The following is a 20,589-nucleotide window of genomic DNA, read 5'->3' as shown; positions in this document are numbered from 1 at the left end:
GGAAAAAATGAAAATCGTTTCAGTGACCTGGAATTCATATATCCCCAATCTTCTCGAAGCCGCAGAGGAACTTGGAATAGAGCTTGAGGCTTATTACTCAAAACTCCTGGAAGAAAACCCTGAAGAAGCTGAAGAGGTACTCGCTGCGTGTGAGAGCGCCGATGCCGTCTTTATTTACCATTTAGCCAACCCGTTCTGGGAAGAGTTCTATGAAAAGCTCGAATCCTTAAAAACAAAAATACCCATAATCTGTGTTGGGAGCGAACCTTCCAGTTTAACCCTTTCTTCCGTGAAACTTGAGATTGCAGCTACATGTTTTTCTTACTTAATTTACGGAGGGAAAGAAAACTTTGCAAATATGCTGCGCTACATCTTAAAAGAGGTATTTGGCACCGAAATAGAAGTAAAACTCCCGGAAAAGATCCCATGGGACGGGCTTTATCACCCGGATTCCGGAGAAATATTTTCAAGCCTCCGGGACTACCTGGACTGGTACGGACCCCTTAAAGACAAAACCGTAGGGCTGCTCATTTCCAGAACTTACTGGGTGAATAACGACCTTGAAATTGAAAAGGCCCTTGTCAGAGATTTTGAAAACCGGGGGCTTTCGGTTGTTCCCGTTTTTGCGTATTCGTTAAAAGATGAAGAACTCGGGAGCAGGGGCATGAATGAAGTCATTGAAACTTACTTCATGGAAAACGGAAAAACCGTTATAGACGCTCTTGTGAAACTCTCCCCGTTTTTTATAATGAGCAGCAAAAACAAGGGAGATGAAAGCTCATGTGCAGCAAAAGGTGTCGAACTGTTACAGAACCTTGACGTCCCTGTTTTCCAGCCTGTTATCTCCCACCACGTAACCTTAGAACAGTGGCAGGAGTCGCAGGGTTTAGACTCGGAAATCGGGTGGGGAGTAGCCATGCCTGAGTTTGAGGGGGTAATCGAACCCATCCTTATAGGTGCAGGCAAAAAGAAAGAAAACTACATGGGACGCACCCCTATTCAGGAACGCTGTTCAAAACTTACATCAAGAGTCCTTAAATGGATAAACTTACGGAAAAAGCCGGCAGCCCGGAGGAAAATAGCCTTTATCCTTCACAACAGGCCCTGTACGGGAGTGGAAGGTTCGGTTGGGGATGCTGCAAACCTCGATTCCCTTGAAAGTGTGGCAGGGATATTAAACCGGATGCAGGAAGCAGGTTACGCCATAAATCCTCCAAGGGACGGAAAGGAGCTCATCGAGACTATTCTTGAGAAAAAAGCAATTTCCGAGTTCAGATGGACCCCTATCAATGAAATAGTAAAGAACGGCGGAGTTCTGGCTTTTGTGGAAAAAGCAGAGTATGAAGAATTTTTCAATACTCTGAGCCCGAATGTAAGGCAGCGGGTGATCGAGGGATGGGGAAACCCACCGGGAGAAGAAGTCAGCGGCATCCCTGCTGCAATGGTCTATGAAAACAAGATCGTTGTGACCGGAATCCGGTACGGAAACGCTGTAGTCTGTGTGCAGCCGAAGCGAGGCTGTGCAGGGGCCAGATGTGACGGAAAGGTCTGCAAGATCCTGCACGACCCCGATATTCCCCCAACCCATCAGTACCTTGCAACCTACAGGTACCTTGAGGACACTTTCGGAGCCGATGTGCTCGTACATGTCGGGACCCACGGCAACCTTGAGTTCCTGCCCGGAAAAGGGGTGGGGCTTTCAGGAGACTGTTACCCTGATATCGCGATCGGGACAATCCCGCACCTGTACATCTACAACTCCGACAACCCCCCCGAAGGCACCATTGCCAAACGCCGGAGCCTTGCCTGCCTGGTGGACCATATGCAGACGGTCATGACCTCGGGAGGGCTGTACGGAAGCCTTGAAGAACTTGACAGGCTGCTCGGGGAATACGAGCAGGTAAAATACGATAAGGGAAGGACACATGCCCTGAAACACCTGATCCTTGACGAGATTAAGAAATCGAACCTGGACTCAGAAATAAAAGCCGATAACCAGACCCCTTTTGAGGAAATCATAAGGAAAGCGCACGAAGTCCTCGGAAAGATAAGGAACAGCCAGATCCATCATGGGATGCACATCTTCGGGCAGCTCCCCGAAGGCGAGAAAAAAGTTGAATTCATAAACTCGATTTTAAGGTATGATGAGCAGGAAAATGAAGGGAAGGGGGTTTCTATCCGGAGGCTGATTGCAAAGCTTCTGGGGCTTGACCTTGATGAACTGATCTCGGACCAGAGCCTGATTTCAGCAAACGGGAAGTCAAACGGGCAGAGACTTGAGGAAATCGATTCGCTTTCAAAAGCTTTCATCAGGACCTTCATAGCTAACCCGGAAAAAGAGCCGGTCTCGATAATCAAAGAGGTTCTTTCGGGGCAGAGTCTTGCAGAGCTGAGTAGTAAAGAGCAGAATATTACAGATCAGAGTATAAACCCCGGAATTTCCCATGGCGCTGCCGCAATCTGTGAAAGGATTCTGGACCTTGAATCCAGAATAGATGCCTCCCTGGAAATTGAATCTCTTCTGCATGGTTTTGACGGAGGGTACATCCCTGCCGGCCCTTCGGGTCTGATCATGCGCGGAAGGGATGACGTACTGCCGACTGGCAGGAACTTTTACTCGCTTGACCCGAAACGGGTCCCTACAAAAGCCGCCTGGCGAGTGGGACAGCAGCTCTCCGGGGTTTTGATCGACAAACACCTCCGGGACGAAGGCCGTTACCCCGAAAACGTGGCATTTTACTGGATGGCAAACGATATCATGTGGGCTGACGGGGAGGGCATGGCCCAGATTATGAGCCTGCTCGGGGTCGAACCCCTCTGGTTTGGCAACGGACGCCTTAAAGGTTTTTCCGTAATCCCCTTAAAAGAGCTGGGCAGACCCAGGATTGATGTTACGATCAGGATTTCCGGAATCCTCAGGGACAACTTCCCGAACTGCCTGGAGGTAATAGATGAAGCAATCCAGGCTGTGGCTTCGCTTGACGAACCCGAGGACATGAACTACCCGCGAAAACACTCTCTCGGGATGCTCGAGGAAGGTGCGGATTCCAGGGAAGCCACTTTAAGGATCTTTTCAAGCAAACCCGGGACCTATTCCGCAGGAGTGCAGCTTGCAGTCTATGCGAGTGCCTGGAAGGATGAAAAAGACCTGGCAGACATCTTCCTTTACTGGAACGGGTATGCCTACGGAAAAGACGTTAATGGCAGAGAAGCCCACGCCCGGCTTGCTTCTAACCTCAAGACGGTTGATGCTACCTTCAACAAAGTCGTCAGTGACGAGTACGACCTCCTGGGCTGCTGCTGTTACTTTGGAGTCCACGGAGGACTCACTGCTGCTGCCAGGCAGGCTTCGGGCAGGGACGTGAAGGTCTATTTCGGAGACACAAGAGAACCGCAGCATGTCGAGGTCCGGGACATGGCCGATGAACTGCGGAGGGTTGTAAGGACAAGGCTCCTTAACCCGAAATGGATCGAAGGCATGAAACAGCACGGGTACAAGGGGGCACAGGACATTTCAAAGAGAGTAGGAAGAGTCTACGGCTGGGAGGCTTCCACTCAGGAAGTGGATGACTGGATCTTTGATGATATCACAAAGGCATTCGTACTCGATGAAGAAATGCGCAGGTTCTTTGAAGAGAACAATCCCTACGCCCTTGAAGAGATGTCCCGCAGGCTCCTTGAAGCGCATTCAAGAGGGCTCTGGAAGCCGGATCCGGAGGTGCTCGAAGCCCTGAAAAACTCTTACCTTGAAATCGAGAGCTGGATGGAAGAGCTGGCAGGAGAAGGAGAGTTCCAGGGAGGGGCCGTAGAGGTAATGAGCTTTGAAGATGTCCCGGACTGGGAGAAGAAGATGCAGGAAATCCGGAAAATTCTCAAATAAAGAAAAAGGCAGCAGAATGAAAAACATAATTATTTTTCTCCTTGTCCTGGAGCTCGCAATCCAGCCTGCAGCAGCCCTGGAACAGGCGGAGGACTTTGAACCTGAAGACATGACCACGTTCCTGATTCAGGTCCCGCATGGTGTTGAAGGAAACGGCCTCGCAGTCGGAGGCAGCAACCTGTCCGCATATGTCTTTTTTGAGAGTTACTATGAAGGAAACGTGAATGTGACAGTGGAACTTGACTTTCCAGAAGGTTTTGTGCTTCAGGACACACCCGTCCATTCTTTTTTGCTTCGGACCGAGTACGATGACTGGTACAGGCTCGTTGATTTTTATGTGCCTGCCGATCTCCCTTCCGGAATTTATAACATAACTGCAACCGCGCTTGTAGAGGTTGGAGGAAAACAGCATACCATTGTGCGCAAAACCCGGCTTAAGGTTGCTTCGAAAGAGGAAATTGCAGAAGAAATCGAAGTATCGGGACTTACAGTGCCCTCCGATGAAGACGGGTACGGAGACCCGAGCCACCCTGCCAGCACCCTGGTTATCCGGGAAACTTCTCCTGCACTCAAAAAACTGCTCAAGGTTACGGACCTCAGGATCGATAGGGAGGAACTCACTTCAACCTACATAGGAGTGGAGCTCAGCAACAAAGGAGACAGCGCGGTTCCTGTTGTAATCACCTATGATATCCTCGATGCCAGGACCGGAGAACCGGTAAAAGCTTTTAAGCCTGCCATTATGGGGATGGATGCGGATACCTTCTGCTATGCCACCTTAACACTTGCCCCGGGGTCGAGTTCGCTGGTGAGCCTCCCCCTCTATATATCCGAGAATGCGATGGGAGGGGAGTACCTGCTCAGGGTTAAGGTAAAGCTTACAGGCAGCGACTGGGTTGCAGTAACAAAAGACCAGAAGATAACTGCAATCTCAAGGAAATGGGGGCCCATAATAATTACTCTTGTTTCCACTTTACTCGGACTGACTGCCACGGGTTTTTTCTTCTCAAGACCCGAACAGATAATGGACAGGTTCAAAACCCGAAACCTTGTGCTTATCGCCCTTTTCGGGACCGTTTCTTTTGCCGCCATAAACCTGCCCATGACCATCCTGTGGGAGCTTTCCCATGCGATATTCGGGCCTTTCAGCTTTCTCTTTACAGGGCTCTTCCATGAGGTCCTCCTCTACATGCTCATTGCCTCGCTTGTTGTCCTGATCCCCAAACCCGGAGTTGTAAGCCTTTTTATGCTGGTCAGGTTCCTGCTCGGAGGCTTTATAACCGGGAGTTTCACCCCGATTACTTTCATAACCCTGTCCCTGAGCGCGATACTGCTGGAAGGCCTGATGTATGCTGCCGGGATAACCGGCAAAAACCCGAACCCTGAAAACAGGTTCATGATGGGAATTGTCTGCGGAATTGCCGACATGGCAAGCGGGTATGCATCCTTCAGCGTCTGGATGGTGCTTTACAGGCTGTTTTACAGCGACTGGTATATTATGGCAAATATCCTGATCGACGGTTTCCTCTACACTTTCATAGGGGCCTGGTTCGGAATCAGCCTTGGAAACAGGCTGAAAAAGGTGGCGGAATAAAGTGGTACTTTGCGAAAGAAGGAAGGTAGGACGATGATAGAGATCAAAGACCTGTGGTACACTTATCCCGGGAGGACGGAACCGACGTTAAAAGGGGTAAACCTGAAAATAAAGGAAGGGGAATTCGTCCTCCTGACAGGCCCTACGGGCTGCGGGAAAAGCACATTACTAAAAACCCTTAACGGCATAATTCCCCATGAATCCGGTGGGATATTCTCAGGCAGCATCCGGGTAAACGGGATCGAGACCCGGAACTCAAACCAGATGGAACTTTCAAGAGCTGTAGGCCTTGTTTTTCAGAACCCCGATGACCAGATCTTTTCCACAAGCGTTGAGGACGAGGTAGCCTTCGGGCCCGAAAACCTCTGCCTGAAAAGAGAAGAGATCGATAAGAAGGTAGAAGAAGCCCTTCGGATGGTCGGGATGGCAGGACACCGGCTGGCTTCCACGAATGCCCTTTCCGGAGGGCAGAAGCAGAGGATCTGCATTGCAAGCATGCTTGCGATGATGCCTGAAATCCTTGCCATGGACGAGCCCGTAAGCCAGATGGACCCTCTGGGCACCCGGGAAGTCCTGAATACCGTGAGAGAACTTAACAGAAAACTGAAGATAACCATCCTGCTGGTTGAGCACAGAATACACGAACTTACGCCCTTTGCAGACAGGATTGTCATAATGGACGGGGGAAAAATAATCCTTGACCAGCCCGCCTCAAAAGCTTTTGATTATCTTGAGGTATTTCACAGGCTGGGGCTGAGGGTTCCCGAACCTGTTGAACTCTGCCACACCCTGGGGATAAAGGCCAGTCCCCTCAGTACGGGGGAGGCTCTTGCCGTGCTGGGCGCCGGAAATTGTAAAGAAAAAGCAAAAACTCCCCGGACCTTTTCAAACCCGGAAGAAGAAACTGGAATGCAAACCGGTTCTGCCGGAAATAATGGGTCTATAGTCGGCACAACCGGAAATAACGATTCTATAATATCTATCCGGGACCTGTGGTCAGGATATGAAAAAAACAGGATGGTGCTTAAGGGTATAAATCTGGAAATCCGGAAAGGGGAAAGAGTTGCAATCATGGGAACAAACGGCTCGGGTAAATCGACCCTGCTTCTGAACCTTGCAGCCATGCTTAAACCGTACAAAGGGGGTGTAAAGGTCTTCGGGGAAGACACCCGGCCAAGAAACTCATATTCTTTTGCCGGGAGGGTCGGATTCGTCTTCCAGAACCCTGATCTCATGCTCTTCTGTGATTCGGTTGAGGAAGAGGCCAGTTTCGGGCCGGTCCAGTTAAAGTATAAGGATATCGAGGAAAGGACAAGGACTTCGCTTGAAGCCATGTCGATTCTGGACCTCAAGCAGGACCTCCCCCAATCCCTGAGCCGGGGGCAGAGGCTCAGGACAGCCGTTGCTTCGGTGCTTTCCATAAATCCCGAGATTATTCTCCTTGACGAACCCACAACCGGGCAGGACAGGGTAAATATTGAACATATGATGAATTATTTCAAAGACAACTGCTCCACACTGGTTTTCTGTACCCATGACATCGAGATTGCAATGCTCTATGCCACAAGAATCCTTGTGATGGATGAGGGCCGGATTATAGCCGATGGAAAAGGGAGAGAGGTCATAAAGAACATCGAAATCCTGAAGCAAGCTTCCCTTACCCAGCCCCCGGGTGTCGAGATTGCGAATTGTCTTGGAGTGGATGCTTTTTCGGTCACGGAACTTGTTGAAGTGCTGACCCGGAGAAGTTCTGAAGTGAAAAAATATGAAGTTAGAAAAGATGAATTGGAAAATTATGAAGGAGTGAATTCTGAAGGAATGAATTCCGAAGGGATAAAATGCTGACCTGTAGAGATCCTGGAGTGATAATATGATAGGTGCCAGATCAATTGCAGAACCGACAATTAAGGACACAATAATTCACAGGATGGACCCGCGGGCAAAGATCCTGATCCTGATCTCCACGGTTTTTGTAGCGGTAACCCTTGACAATCCAGAAACCATGCTTCTGCTGTTTCTGATCATACTTTCCGGATTTGCGCTTGCAAGGATGCCGGCAATAAAACTCAAAACCCTTGCAATATTACTCACGCTTTTGATCTGGGGGACTATCTACTCTCAGGCCCTTTTTTATTCCCAGCTTCCAAGGACCGTGATTTTTACCATAGTCAGCCCTGATGTCCCGGTCCTGGGCTGGCTGACAAACGGAGGGCTTTTCGTATATGCGGAAGGGCTTCACCACGGCGCAATTCAGGGCTTGAGATCGGCTTCAATCCTGTCCCTCGGGCTTCTTATGTGCTGGACCACGGACTCAAGGGATATGCTAAACGGGCTTGTGGGGCTAAAAGTCCCTTACAGTGCAGCTTTTATGGTGGTTACGGCAGTCCGCTTCCTGCCGATAATAATCACCGAAGTCCTAACCGTAGTTACGGTCCAGAGGCTCAGGGGTTTCAACCCTAAAAGATTCGGGTCAGGGATCGTAAAAACGTCCCTTAATATTTTGACCCCGACGCTCTCAAACTGCGTAAGGAGAACAGGCACCCTTGCAGTTTCGATCCAGAGCCGGGCTTTTCGGGCAAACCCGGAAAGGACCTACCTCAAAAAACTGAAGTTTTCGGAATTGGATAAGGCATTGGTTGCGGTCTGTATTTTTGCTGCAATAAGTATTGTGCTCATAAAGCTGCTTTACAATATGTATACAGGCGGAATTTACTATAGTGCAGATTTAAGACCTGTTTATGCGCTTGCAAGGGGATACCTGTGATAGAGATAAGAGAATTATCAAAATCTTTCGGAAACCTGATTGCTGTTGATAAGCTCGACCTTGACGTCGGAAATGAGATTTTCGGCCTCCTGGGGCCCAACGGGGCAGGTAAAAGTACGACGGTCATGATGCTTACAACCCTGCTAAAACCCAGCGGCGGCACTGCAAAGGTCTGCGGGCATGATATTGTAAGAGAATCAAAAAAAGTGAGGTCAAAGATAAGCTATGTCCCCCAGGACATGGCAGTGGACCGAAAACTCACAGGCAGGGAAAATGTACTGCTTTATGCAAAACTCTACGGGATTCCGAACCGAAACTCAAAGGTAGACGAGGTTCTTGAGATGATGGCCCTCTCGGGAAGGGCAGGCGACCTTGTCAAAACATACTCGGGAGGGATGAGAAGGCGACTTGAACTTGCCCAGGCGCTTGTGCACGAGCCTGAAGTCCTTTTCCTTGACGAACCCACTCTCGGCCTGGACGTCAACGGCAGAAAGAAAATATGGGAACATATCAGGATGCTGAAAGCCGAAGGGATGACCATTTTCATGACCACACACTACCTTGAAGAGGCAGAAAAGTACTGCAACAGAGTTGCCATTATTGATAAGGGCCAAATAGCAGCTGTCGGTTCCCCTGAAAACCTGATAAGTTCCATAGGAGAAAATGCCTCTCTCAATGACGTCTTCCTCGAGAAAGTCAAGACCCCTGAAGAGCAGGCAGGGTTTAATTCAACCCAGTTCAGAAACCTTCTGAGGCGGAGATAATGAAAAAAACAGGATTCTACTTAAAAGCCGTATTCTACTATTTCGAAAGGGACCTCGTAAAATGGCTCCGGGGCCGGGTAACCGTTGTTTCCTCCCTTGTAATGCCTGCCGCCTGGCTCGTATTTGTCGGGCTTGCCCTCCCCACAAAGTTTACCGATAATTATCTTGAGTTTATCACCCCCGGCATCCTTGTCATGACAATCCTCTTTTCCTCCCTGCAGGGCGGATCACTCATGATTTTTGATAAAATCCTGGGTTTTTTGAATAAATTTCTCGCCATGCCCTCCCCCCGGGAAAGCATGCTGTACGGAAAAATCCTCTTTATTAGCATAAGGGGTCTGCTGCAGGCAACCGTAATCCTCCTGATAGCCACCGTCCTCGGAGTAAGAATATCAAACCCGATAAACATAGTCCTGATATACCTTACCCTGTTCCTGTTTTCAGTCTTTTTCTCTGCCCTCTCGACCATGATAGGCCTGCACTTAAGCGACCACGACAGCTATGCAGCCGTGAACAGCATGATCAGCATGCCGCTCTTTTTCACAAGCAGCGCCCTCATGCCCTACGACGTCATGCCCACCTGGCTAAGGACACTGGCAAAACTAAATCCTGTCAGCTATGCCATAGACAGCACAAGAATGCTGTTTGAAGGAGGAATACCCGTTCACGGGCTCATAGGCCTTACCGTAGGAGCCGGAATTATGGTACTTCTCGGAACATATCAGTTCCGGAAGGCAGTTGTGTGAAAAAAGTGAATATTAGGAAAAAATGATCAGGAAAAATAGGGAAAAATTGGAGAAAAATAATAGGGAAAATTTCCCCTTAACCCGGGAAATATTTCCATTGGCCCCGGAAAATGAGGCAAATCCACCGTATTTAGCGACTCGGCCAGCCTGTCTGTAGACCCTTCATTTGATCTAATCCTCTTGATCGAAGCACCTGACCCTACAATAAAGTAGTCTGCTTGAGCGAAGCACCTGACCCTACAATAAAGTAGTCTGCTTGAGCGAAGCGAAGCGAGCGAAACAGACCGCGGGCTCCCGAATCGCAACTCGGGAGTTAGAGCTGCTTTATGTTCATATTAATTGAGACTTCTGCAATATCGGCACTGTATTCGGCTACTCTTCTCAGGCTCTCAAGGACCATGCTGAGTTCGATGCTACCTGAACCTTCGCCGCTTCTTTGTTCCAGGGAAACTCCAAACTGTGAAACTTTCTTGGCTTCAACAACGATCTGGTTTATAGCCTGGAGATCTTCCTGCTGCATGGAATCTATGGAACTTTCAAACACTTTCGTGGAGAGATCAGCCATTTTGAAAATCGGGTCATCATTACTGATTCCGGACTCCATTTTAAGGACGTTCCTGGCAATCCTTACTGCGTGGTCTCCTACACGCTCGATACTCTTGGTAATAAGCCTGTAGCCAAGACACTCCCGTGGGTGTCTGATTCCGATTTTTTCTGAAAGCTCAATGTCTTCAATTGAAGCTTTGAGCTGGCGGACAGCAAGGAGGTAGAACCGATCAACATCATCGTCCCTCTGGATGACGTCCTCTGCGATCTCCACATTGCGGTCCCGAAGGGCGGTCATGGAGTCCTCAAGCATTGAAAGGACAAGCCCGTACATGTTCTTGATTACACGGTTGAGAGGGAGGTCGTTATAGTTCAGAAGACACTGGAAGACGAGTTCATTTCTGGATTCTTCCACGAGCTCGAGCCCTATGAGTTTCTGGCGCACAGAGTCCTTTATGAATTTACGGTCATAGGCGCTGAAACCTTTTTTGGTGGTCAGCCTGATTACGTCATACCCAACCAGATAATGAGAAATAAGGATTCTCAGGTTATTTTCCGCACTATCGGAGTGAAGGTAATCTATAGTTGCCTTAAGGGCAGAATGTTCTTTCGAAACCGCACTGGAGGAAACCAGCAGGGTTTTGTTCGGCATGGGTGTTAGGGTCAGCGTATCTCCGGCCTCGAGCCCTATATCTCGGACCCATTTAATAGGAAGAGACACAATGTAGGTAGAATTTCCGGTAAACTGGACTTTTCTTTTATCCTTGGTAATAAATAAGCCCCCTGAAGATACTAATGAATATTATAGAATCTATATAGACGATATTGATATATAAAGGTATCCTAAAAGTAGCGGATCAAAAGAAGAAATAACCTATGAGTTCGATGTCTAAGTATAGTATATAGGACTGAGGACAAATAACAGAAAAACATAGGATTGCTAAGGATATTACATACAATTTGTGTATAAAAAAGAGGTATATAAAAAATACCTCTTTCCATAAACGACTCTTATAGAAACTGAAAATGTCCGTTCCCGGGAAAATTTTGCAGAGCGTACAGAAAATGGAGGAAAGTCAAAAATATGAGAGAAATGCAAATAAAATAGTAGAAGAATAAAAAATAAAAAAAATAAAAAAAATAAAAAAAATAAAAAAAATAAAAAAAATAAAAAAATAAATAAGCCAGTACTTCCATTTTATTTAAGAAGAATGAAGCTTTATTAAACTCAGGTAGATCCTGAACCCCCTTAACTGAAAATTCGAGGCTTTCGGTTATGGAAGGGAAAATTACTTTTAAGTATTTTTGCAAGTATGCCCCCGGCTATCAACATTTACAGTAGTTCAGAACCAGTTATTTCGTAGAAGCTTACTCCTTTACCTTCCATATTATAGTAGCTTGAAAGAGTTGATTACGTAAAAGTTTGTTCTCTGCATCCAACATTAACAGTAGCTCAAAACGGTTATTCATGAATCAGGTAAATAAAAATAAAATTCGGGAAATGAATCGATGAAAAAGTTCGATATAAATCTTGAATCACTCATAAACAGCAGTCCTGTAGTTATTTTTTTATGCAGGGCAACTGAAAACTGGCCTGTCGAACTCATCACTGAAAACATCAGGAATTTCGGCTATGAAATTGAAGACTTCACATTAAGAGGTGTACGGTACCTTGATATCGTTCACCCTGAAGACCGGGAAAAGGTAAAAGAGGAAATTACCAGATGTTCGGAAAAGGGATGTGCAGAGCTGACCCAGGAGTACAGGATACTGACAGTTTCAGGGGAGGTACGCTGGGTTGAGGTAAACCTGATCCGGAGAGATGAAGACGGAAACGTGAGCCACTACCAGGGCACCCTCTGCGATGCAACCCAGAGAAAAAAAGCCGAAGAATCTGTACGAAAGGCGCTGAAAAAGAAGAACGAACTCAAAAACATCATAAAAAGCAGCCCCGTATTTGTGTTTCTGTGCAAGCCGGAAGAAGGCTGGCCCGTTGAATTTGTCTCGGAAAATATCACAAAACTGGAATACACCCCTGAAGATTTCACTTCCGGAAAAATAAAGTTTGAAGACCTGATACACCCTGAAGACCGTAAAAGAATCCGCTCCGAAGTAGCAAGGTTTTCCAGAGAAGGGTATGAAGAATGCACCTAGGAGTACCGGGTCCTGACAAAGTCGGGAAAAATAAGGTATATAGACGACAGGAGCCTCATCAAAAGGAACGAAAAAGGAGAAATAATCCATTACCAGGGGATAGTCCTGGACATCACCGAACGCAAGCTTGCCGAAGAGATGATCAAAGGGCAAAACAGGGTGCTGGGAAAACTGGCTTCGGGAGCCCCCTTAGACGAAATTCTCCTGCTCCTCGTTCAGAACGTGGAAAAGATCCGTCCAGGTTCAAAATGCTCGATAATGCTTCTCGACCGGGAGAAAAAGCATCTCTTTTACTGCGTTGCCCCCGGGCTTCCTGCTTATTACATCCGGAAGACCGACGGGATTGAGATCGGTTTTGGGGCGGCGTCCTTTGGAACCGCGGCCTACATGAAAAAAAGGGTTACCACAGATAACGTGATTGAACATCCTTACTGGACTGAATACAGAGATCTTGCGGCTGAAGCAGGGTTTAAAGCCTGCTGGTCAGAACCCCTTATTTCATCATCCGGAGAAGTCCTTGGGGTCTTTTCAATGTACTATGGGGAAGTACACAGACCTGAAAAAGAAGACCTGGACTTTATGAAAACAAACGCCCAGCTGGCAGCCATTGCAGTCGAACATAAGCTGGCAGAAGAGACCCTCCGTGAGTCCGAACACAAGTTCAGGACGATTTTCAATAACATCAATGACCACCTGTACATCCGTGAGCCCGAAGGAGAAAGTTACATGGATGTAAACCAGGCAGTGGTAAGCCGGCTCGGATACGAGAAGGAAGAAATCCTGAAAATGGGAGCCGAAGAGATTATCCCTGCCGAGTACTGGGCTTCGGTCCGGGAGAACCTTAAGAAAATCCAGAGCGAAGGGTCCAGGGTCTATGAAGCCGGAGCTGTCTGCAAAGACGGCACTGTTGTCCCCCTCGAAGTAAGTGCCAGGATCATTGATTATGAAGGCAAGAAAACTATCCTCTCGGTTGCCAGGGATATCACAGAGCGTAAAAAAGCAGAAGCCGCCCAGAGACTAAACGAGGCCCGGCTCGAAGCCCTGGTAAAACTCAACCGGATGACAGGAGCCTCTTTAAAAGAGATCACGGACTTTGCCCGGGAAGAGGCGGTCAGGCTTACGAGCAGCAAACTAGGGTACCTGGCTTTCATGGACGCTTACGAAACCTCCCTTATAATGCACTCCTGGTCAAAAAGTGCCATGGAAGAATGTGCAATTGAAGACAAGCGTTTTATTTATCCCGTAAAGACCACCGGGCTCTGGGGAGAAGCCATCCGGCAGCGCAAACCCATAATCACAAATGACTACACAGCCCCGAGTTCCCTGAAAAAAGGATACCCAAAAGACCATGTGCACCTCACCCGCCATATGAACGTGCCAGTATTTGACGGGGAAAGGATTGTTGCCGTTTCGGGGGTTGGAAACAAGAACGAGCCCTACGATGAGTCAGACCTCCGCCAGCTCACTCTGCTTATGCAGGGCATGTGGCAGCTTATCCAGAGAAAGCAGCTTGAGGACGCCCTTAAAGCCTATTCGGAAGACCTCTCGAAAGCCAACGACGAACTTAGGTCCCTGAACAGGATAAAAGCGGAATTTATGGTTGAAAGCCTGCCCCAGATAAAAGTAGATTATGGCGACCTTATGGACTTTGATACCCTGGAGACTATAGAAGACCAGCAGCAGAAAGCCATCGATGCCGTGATCAATAGTTCGGAGAGGCTGAAGCAGATGGTGGACTCCCTGCTCTACCTGAGCCTGGAACAGGCAGGAAAGATCGAGTATTCCTTTGGCGATGTAGAGATCAAAAAGGTACTCTCGGATGTCTACCTCAATCTGGTCCTCCTGATTGATGAAAAAGAACTGAAGGTCGAAAAGGAACTTTCTGCAAGCCTGCCACCCATCCGCGGAGACAAGCGAAAGCTGACAGACCTGTTCACAACCCTGATGGGCCACGCTATCAGGTTCACTCCCCACGGCGGAACCGTGGAAGTAAAAGCTAAAGAGGAAGAAGAAAACATCCACATAACGGTAAAGGACAGCGGAACAGGCATCCAGAAGAGGCTTATCCCCCACCTCTTCCACAGGATCTACCAGGTGGACGATTCCCTCACCCGAAGATATCAGGGCCTGGAGTCCGGGTTTTATATCTGTAAGAACATTGTCAACGCCCACGAAGGAGAAATCTGGGCAGAAAGCGAAGAAGGTTCGGGCACAACCATGCATGTAAGGCTCCCGAAAAAGAAGCCTGATACCCGGAGCATGAATCGAATAGAGGCTTGAATGTATATTAAATAGAGGTTTGACCCCGGTAAAGTCCTGATAAAACTTAAACGGCGTCAGAATCTTGAACAGAGTCCTAATAGAGCTTTAATTAAAAATGTATAAATGAAGCGGCTGGAGATTTACGATGAAACTGGAACTGTTGGGCACCCTTTTTCTTTCGGACAAAAGAAAAGACCTTCTTCTGCTATTGATGGAGGAACCCAGGAATATTGATGACATTAAAAACATCCTCAACGTGACTTCAAGTGCGATCATGACCCAGATAAAGATCCTCATCAGCCAGGGGCTCATCATCCACGAAGACGACCTTTACAAGCTCTCGGATATCGGGAAAGTGGTCGTTAAAAAAATGAGGCCCCTGTTAAACACCCTGGAAGTGTTTTCAGAGAACATGGATTACTGGGAAAACCACAACATAAGTGCAATCCCCGTCCATCTCCTGGACCGGATTGATGACCTTGGACACTGCGAATTTGTCGAGCCCGACCTGGACCGGATGTACGAAATCCCCCAGAAAATCGAAGAAAAACTGACCCGCTCAGTCCACGTCATGGAAGTCTCGTCCTATTTCAACCCTGCTTATCCCTCAACCTATGTAGATCTTCTTAAAAAAGGAGCGGACGTTTCCCTGATCATCACAAAACCAGTATTTGAAAGGCTGAAAAGGGAATACAGCACAGCCCTCAAAGAATACCTGGACCGGGATAATGCGAAAATCTTCGTCTGCGACTGCCCCATAAGACTTGCTTCAAGCCTGGTAACGGACCACTTCATGGCCCTGTCCCTCTTCTACAAAAACGGGATCTACCACAACCATGCAATGATGAGTCTGGAAAAAACCGCCCTCAAATGGGGAGAAGACCTCTTTTTGCACTACATGAAAAACTCAAAGGAAATAGGAGAAATAGAATTCGAAAAAATCTGAAAGCTCCTTCAGGAAAATCCCATCCGGAAAAATTCGGAAATCAAACTCTACGTGACACGGGATATAGCGCTTCGGAAATTGATGCCTGCGGACCGAATAGAGGATCTCCAGCCTCTTCGTTGTCGATCCCCGCGACTCCCGAGTTGAGATTCCCGAATTTCGCTTCGGGAGCACGAGGTCCTTTTCACTCGCTCCGCTCGCTCAAGAGGACTGAAAAGAATTAGATTACTAATATCTCTGACCCGTACAACCTCACTCGCTATATTGAGTCGTTTTTGTCCCGCTCGACGCAGGAGAGCGGTTTTTCCCGTAAAAATGAAAAAAAGAAAGATACAAAAAAAATCTATGTTTGCTTTTAATGATTATTACAGTATATTTAAGCTCTTCTCTCTACCTCTTTCACAATCTTCTCTCTACCTCTTTCACAATCTTCTCTCTACCTCTTTCACAATCTTCTCTCTACCTCTTTCACAATCTTCTCTCTACCTCTTTCATAATCTTCTCTCTACCTCTTTCAGGCTTTTTCCTTCGACTCGTTCTGCTTTTTTGTGAAGGGTCTCCGGACAAGCTGGAGGGGGCACCCTACGAATCTAAAACTAAACTACAGTTTCCTGGATAAAAGTAAGTATTCTTCGGGAAGGGAACACATTTCTGTATCCAATTTCTCTGAGAAACAGCATAAGTTCACATGTTATGTTTTTCGTGCGTGGCTGGAAAGATGACCCCAACCTTATATTGTGCGAAGAAAAAACAAAAAAATAAGGAAACTGTAGATGCCTCTCACCAGAAACCTTCACCATACTCAAACTCGAATTCATCGACTTTTTCAGGAGGGAGCCCCAGGTCTGTGAAGATCCTTTTAAACACGGCTCTGTACTCCTTTTCAGGAATTGTCTTTTGCGAACTGATTGATCTGAGAGATATATAGAGACTAACGCCGCCAAGCCTGTCTATATAGACCGTGTAAGTGCTCGAGCCCTCCTTAAAACTTATTTCTGCAGCCGGGACAAAATAGCGTATGGACCCTATTTTTTCACTGCCGTTATAGAAGGTTTCCGTACTTCCACCTTTTCCGGCGGAGTTTTCAGCATCAAAAGTAGAACTGGTGGACTCCTCTAAAAGGTGCCTGCGAATTGCTGCAATATTGGGAGGCCTGGTTATGGTTACCTGCTCGAAAAAGATGTCATTCACTTCCCAGTTCTCTGCCGGGAGGTAGGCTTCGATTTCTTTTTCATTCATGTCATACATGATTTTGAATTTATTGACCACCCATTCTCTCTCGGGGAGATCTTCCGGCCTGTACTGTGCAAGAGGGTCCTCATCCCAGAAGGAAAAGGTTGAATTTCCGTTATTTGAAAAAGAGACCGAAAACCAGGAAGAGTTTGAATAGTAAAGGTCCATCGAGTTTACCCGAAAATCCGAACCAAGTCTTGGGTCGAGGCCTTCGATAAGTCCGGGTTGAACTCCTCCGGGCCCGTCATTTATACTGTAGTCATATCCGGCCTCTTTTGCACTGGAAATGGCGTGAGTGTAATATTCGGGAGAGCCGAGATTAACACCGTTTGAATGGTAAAAAGCCGGATCGTAACAGGTTAGCATAAAAATAAAACCGCCAAACAATACGACCGGGACCAGCAATACGAAGATAGGAAGTAGTGTTTTCCGATTTTTAATCATTGACTCACTCCAGTTCAGAAAGTCCCGACTTCCCCCTCTTCTCCGACTAAAAAGACCATACCAAGACCGGTCGAAGGGGTTTTTCCTTCTTCGGAAACGAAGACATCAATGTCATAAGTTCCAGGACCGGGAACGGTTAGCTGTACTGACTGATAAAGCATGGACCTGCCCTTTATGGAGTCAAGTTCTACATTTTTTGTTGCCACCTCGCGGGAGGAGGAAGGCTCAGAGGAGTCAGTATTCTTCAACTCAAACAGGATCAGAAGAGCCGAACTATCCTCCTTGTCTGCATTTATAATGCAGGCGGTCACATTCAGGACATCTCCTTTCCCTCCGCTGGAAGGTGTCGAATACTCTTCAGATAAAGACTTCACTTCAATGTCTTCAACAGAGACAGAGGAATATTCACCTTCATCGGGAGTCACACAACCGCTAATAGCACTTAAAACCCAGCAAAGGAGAATCAGAAATAAAGAAACTCTCATGAATTTGTTCAGAATATTCCTCCTTAAAATATAGAAATTTTCTTCTTAAAACATAGATTTGACTCTTAATAAAAAGGAGTTTTTTTATTTGTACTTTTTTAGTTATGCATGATTATTCATAAGTTGGAGATGGAAACAAGTATTAAAGAGAGGACACCATTTTTCCATATATCCTGACGACCGGACCCCCCCTCCCGGCTTGTAAGACTCACTCTCCGATCAAAGGCTTTGATCAGATGAAAGCCCCTGATCAAATGAGAGTTCCACACGAGATCAGGCAAAATTATAATATCAGGACAATTCACCGAATTAAGCATCAGAAGAGATGTTAACTGCGTTAATCAGATCTCTGCGTTTATGTTATATGTTTTGCAGTTAATGTATCATCGTTCAAGTTAACAGTGATAACGGGACTTACAGGAGGAGTAAGTTCCTGATTGAGCTACTTACTGTTAACCAGGGAATAATCATAAAAATATGTTGGAAGCGTTTTTTATGGCAGCAGATATTTTGAACCAATTAGCGGAAGCTGTCGTCGACGGAGACGACGACCTTGCAGAAGAACTGGCAAACAAAGCCCTTGAAGAAGGCGTTGACCCCTACGACGCAATCGTCAACGGGCTGGCAAGAGGGATGGCAATTGTCAGTGACCAGTACGAGAAAGGAGAAGCCTTTGTACCCCACCTGCTCCTGGCATCAGGCGCAATGTATGCAGGTATGGATATCCTCTCCCCTGAGATGGTAAAGGAAGGAGAAGCCATGCAGGCTGTGGGCGTTATCGGGACGATTGAAGGAGATGTGCACGACATTGGGAAAAACCTTGTCAAAACCATGCTCAGTGCAGGCGGATTCGAGATGATCGACCTCGGGGCAGATGTGCCTATCGAGAAATTTGTCGAAACCGCAAAAGAACACAAAGCCGACATCATCTCCATGAGTGCCCTGATGACAACAACCATGACCAATATGGAAAAAGTCATTGAAATCCTTCAGGAAGAAGGTATCCGCGACTCCATGAAAGTCATGGTTGGAGGAGCTCCCGTTTCCGAAGAGTATGCAACCGGAATCGGTGCAGACTCAACCCACCCCGATGCAATGCACGCAAGCGCCTGGGCCTCCGAAGCCGTAAAGGATCTTGAGCCCAAGGCTGCAAGGTGGAGTGAAGAGAAGATCAACCTCGGGAAGATCAAGTACAGGGAAATTCTTGCAAAGAAGATAGTTTCCGATAAAGTGGATGTCGGGCTTGAAACTGCTAATAAGATCAAAGAAGAGTTCGAAAGCATTGGCGTGAAGACAAAGGAGGAAATGACCCACATAGACAGGACCGTTTCTGCCATGTCCGATAAGAAGGTCGACCGCCTGCCCGTCTATCCCCTTGCCTGCGGAGTGCTCAGGAAGTTTGCCCCTGTAACCTACAAAGAGTATGCCACAAATGAAGATGCATTTGTACAGAGCGCATACCTAGGCTCAAAATACCTGGACCTTGACATGTTTGTAGGCCTGATTGACCTTTCCGCAACATCTGCAGACTTCGGCTGTAAGATCAAATACCCCGAAGACGACACTCCGTCCTCCGAAGGGCATATCAAGGACTATGAGAAGATCGAAGTCCCCGAACTTAAGGAAGGTACCAGGGGCTACGAACTGGTCATGGCTTCAAAGAAAGCAAAGGAAAAACTCAACAAGGAACTCAACACTCCCTTTATCGGCTTCCACGAGGGCCCCCTACTCACCCTGACCCAGCTGATGGGTGCAGACCGCATCCTTATGGACATGAAGACCCAGCCGGATGTTGTCCTTGAAGCTGTACAGAAGTGTACTGACTATGTCTGCCAGCTCTCAGAGCTCTTCTTTGCAGAAGATGCCTGTGACACTCTCTGTATCGACAACCTCTGGTCCAATAATGTGATCATGAGCGAACAGGACTACTGGAAGTTCGACGGGAAATTCGTCTATGACCAGCAGATCCCCATATTCAAACAGTACAACCAGCCGTATATCGTCCACAACTGTGCTGACGCCGTGCACTTCGAGACCCAGATCCGGAAGTTCGGAACAGCCCTCTACAGCTACGCCTACTATGAGAAGTCCAGGGACAAAGGCTCCCAGAACTACGCAGACCTTATCCCCAAATACGGAGACATCTGCTGTATGATGGGAGAAGTCAACCCTGTTGAGTTCATGGACGGATCGGCAGCCGGCGTGCAGAAGGTAAAGGACGACACAAAGAACCTGCTCGAAAACGTGCTGCCAGTGCTCAAGGAGAACGGCTTGCAGTCCAAATATGTCCTGTCCTCCGGCTGTGAGATTCCGCCAGGCGGTCCCCTGACAACCGTGCAGGCAATGGTGAACGTTGTAAAGGAACTTGGCCCGGAACTCCAGAAGGAAATAATGGGGTAAACTCTCCATGATAGGGGAGATCACCTCTCCCCATTTCGATTTAAAATTAGGATAGGATGTTTAAGAACAGTATTCAGAACCCTAAAACGGAAAATCTCCACAGAGCCTGTATCTTCATAGAGCCTGTAAAAGTTCGGAAAAAAGAAAAACACCCTCAGGCAAATAAAAACCACATTTTAACCTCCATACAGTAGTTAATCTAACTCCTGAACTCCAGAATATAAACAGAAGACAATAGAAGACTGCAGGAGTCATATGTTAAAACAAAAGACGGTAAACCTCCATTTAAAAAAGTAACAGACCTTGAAAAGCAACAGACCTCATTTAAAAAACAAAAAACAGCGAGCAGTCCATATAAAGAAAAAATGGGA

13 protein-coding genes are annotated in these 20,589 nt (G+C 47.2%); 10 read left to right on the top strand and 3 right to left on the bottom strand.

Annotation, left to right across the window (positions count from 1 at the left end):
- Window positions 1–7: 7 nt before the first annotated feature.
- The 6 genes from cobN to MSSIT_RS04070 are packed head-to-tail and all read left to right on the top strand — an operon-like array spanning window position 8 to window position 9,748.
- Window positions 8–3,880 carry a cobaltochelatase subunit CobN gene (gene cobN, locus MSSIT_RS04095; protein WP_048170246.1) on the top strand — a complete coding sequence of 1,291 codons (3,873 nt, stop codon included), beginning with the start codon at window positions 8–10 and terminating at the stop codon, window positions 3,878–3,880.
- A 16-nt stretch (window positions 3,881–3,896) separates the two neighbouring features.
- Complete coding sequence (locus MSSIT_RS04090) at window positions 3,897–5,474, top strand: hypothetical protein (RefSeq protein WP_048174493.1); 1,578 nt, start codon at window positions 3,897–3,899, stop codon at window positions 5,472–5,474.
- Window positions 5,475–5,507: 33 nt separating this feature from the next.
- Window positions 5,508–7,319, top strand: coding sequence for an ABC transporter ATP-binding protein (locus tag MSSIT_RS04085; protein WP_156158785.1), 1,812 nt, complete (start codon window positions 5,508–5,510; stop codon window positions 7,317–7,319).
- A 25-nt stretch (window positions 7,320–7,344) separates the two neighbouring features.
- The gene (locus MSSIT_RS04080) at window positions 7,345–8,238 is read left to right on the top strand and encodes an energy-coupling factor transporter transmembrane component T family protein (RefSeq protein ID WP_048170243.1); all 894 of its coding nucleotides are present in this window, start codon (window positions 7,345–7,347) and stop codon (window positions 8,236–8,238) included.
- Window positions 8,235–9,002, top strand: coding sequence for an ABC transporter ATP-binding protein (locus tag MSSIT_RS04075; protein ID WP_048170241.1), 768 nt, complete (start codon window positions 8,235–8,237; stop codon window positions 9,000–9,002). The genes MSSIT_RS04080 and MSSIT_RS04075 overlap by 4 nt, the downstream gene beginning before the upstream one ends.
- Window positions 9,002–9,748: an ABC transporter permease gene (locus MSSIT_RS04070; protein ID WP_048170239.1), complete on the top strand. Its 747-nt coding sequence runs from the start codon at window positions 9,002–9,004 to the stop codon at window positions 9,746–9,748. Before MSSIT_RS04075 ends, MSSIT_RS04070 begins: the two co-directional genes overlap by 1 nt.
- A gap of 313 nt (window positions 9,749–10,061) precedes the next feature.
- Here MSSIT_RS04070 and MSSIT_RS04065 read toward each other — a convergent pair whose 3' ends face one another.
- Window positions 10,062–11,066 (bottom strand): phosphate signaling complex PhoU family protein, encoded by a 1,005-nt coding sequence (locus tag MSSIT_RS04065; protein ID WP_082088873.1) that lies wholly within the window; start codon window positions 11,064–11,066, stop codon window positions 10,062–10,064.
- A 737-nt stretch (window positions 11,067–11,803) separates the two neighbouring features.
- On the opposite strand from MSSIT_RS04065, the gene MSSIT_RS24520 reads away from it, so the two are divergent.
- The 3 genes from MSSIT_RS24520 (at window position 11,804) to MSSIT_RS04050 (ending at window position 15,656) form a co-directional block, all read left to right on the top strand.
- Window positions 11,804–12,448, top strand: coding sequence for a PAS domain-containing protein (locus tag MSSIT_RS24520; protein WP_231590408.1), 645 nt, complete (start codon window positions 11,804–11,806; stop codon window positions 12,446–12,448).
- Window positions 12,449–12,586: 138 nt separating this feature from the next.
- Complete coding sequence (locus MSSIT_RS04055; protein ID WP_231590407.1) at window positions 12,587–14,728, top strand: sensor histidine kinase; 2,142 nt, start codon at window positions 12,587–12,589, stop codon at window positions 14,726–14,728.
- Between the two features lie 127 nt (window positions 14,729–14,855).
- A complete protein-coding gene (locus MSSIT_RS04050) occupies window positions 14,856–15,656 on the top strand; it encodes a helix-turn-helix transcriptional regulator (RefSeq protein WP_048170235.1) in 801 nt (266 codons plus the stop codon).
- Between the two features lie 780 nt (window positions 15,657–16,436).
- Here MSSIT_RS04050 and MSSIT_RS04045 read toward each other — a convergent pair.
- On the bottom strand, window positions 16,437–17,333 hold the full coding sequence (locus tag MSSIT_RS04045) for a hypothetical protein (protein WP_048170233.1): 897 nt from the start codon (window positions 17,331–17,333) through the stop codon (window positions 16,437–16,439).
- Window positions 17,334–17,347: 14 nt separating this feature from the next.
- Window positions 17,348–17,818: a hypothetical protein gene (locus tag MSSIT_RS04040; protein WP_156158784.1), complete on the bottom strand. Its 471-nt coding sequence runs from the start codon at window positions 17,816–17,818 to the stop codon at window positions 17,348–17,350.
- A gap of 495 nt (window positions 17,819–18,313) precedes the next feature.
- On the opposite strand from MSSIT_RS04040, the gene MSSIT_RS04035 reads away from it, so the two are divergent.
- Entirely contained in the window at window positions 18,314–20,218 is a 1,905-nt protein-coding gene (locus MSSIT_RS04035) for a methyltransferase cognate corrinoid protein (RefSeq protein WP_048170227.1), read from the top strand.
- Window positions 20,219–20,589: the final 371 nt, after the last annotated feature.

Source organism: Methanosarcina siciliae T4/M (assembly GCF_000970085.1).
Lineage (GTDB): Archaea > Halobacteriota > Methanosarcinia > Methanosarcinales > Methanosarcinaceae > Methanosarcina > Methanosarcina siciliae.
This window is presented reverse-complemented; position numbering and strand designations above follow the sequence as displayed.

What these genes read in the sequence shown, in the direction of transcription:
- cobN (WP_048170246.1), top strand. Translation starts at nt 8, where the DNA reads ATGAAAATCGTTTCAGTGACCTGGAATTCATATATCCCCAATCTTCTC.
- MSSIT_RS04080 (WP_048170243.1), top strand. Translation starts at nt 7,345, where the DNA reads ATGATAGGTGCCAGATCAATTGCAGAACCGACAATTAAGGACACAATA.
- MSSIT_RS04090 (WP_048174493.1), top strand. Translation starts at nt 3,897, where the DNA reads ATGAAAAACATAATTATTTTTCTCCTTGTCCTGGAGCTCGCAATCCAG.
- MSSIT_RS04070 (WP_048170239.1), top strand. Translation starts at nt 9,002, where the DNA reads ATGAAAAAAACAGGATTCTACTTAAAAGCCGTATTCTACTATTTCGAA.
- MSSIT_RS04055 (WP_231590407.1), top strand. Translation starts at nt 12,587, where the DNA reads ATGATCAAAGGGCAAAACAGGGTGCTGGGAAAACTGGCTTCGGGAGCC.
- MSSIT_RS04085 (WP_156158785.1), top strand. Translation starts at nt 5,508, where the DNA reads ATGATAGAGATCAAAGACCTGTGGTACACTTATCCCGGGAGGACGGAA.
- MSSIT_RS04050 (WP_048170235.1), top strand. Translation starts at nt 14,856, where the DNA reads ATGAAACTGGAACTGTTGGGCACCCTTTTTCTTTCGGACAAAAGAAAA.
- MSSIT_RS04045 (WP_048170233.1), bottom strand. Translation starts at nt 17,333, where the DNA reads ATGATTAAAAATCGGAAAACACTACTTCCTATCTTCGTATTGCTGGTC.
- MSSIT_RS04040 (WP_156158784.1), bottom strand. Translation starts at nt 17,818, where the DNA reads ATGAGAGTTTCTTTATTTCTGATTCTCCTTTGCTGGGTTTTAAGTGCT.
- MSSIT_RS24520 (WP_231590408.1), top strand. Translation starts at nt 11,804, where the DNA reads ATGAAAAAGTTCGATATAAATCTTGAATCACTCATAAACAGCAGTCCT.
- MSSIT_RS04035 (WP_048170227.1), top strand. Translation starts at nt 18,314, where the DNA reads ATGGCAGCAGATATTTTGAACCAATTAGCGGAAGCTGTCGTCGACGGA.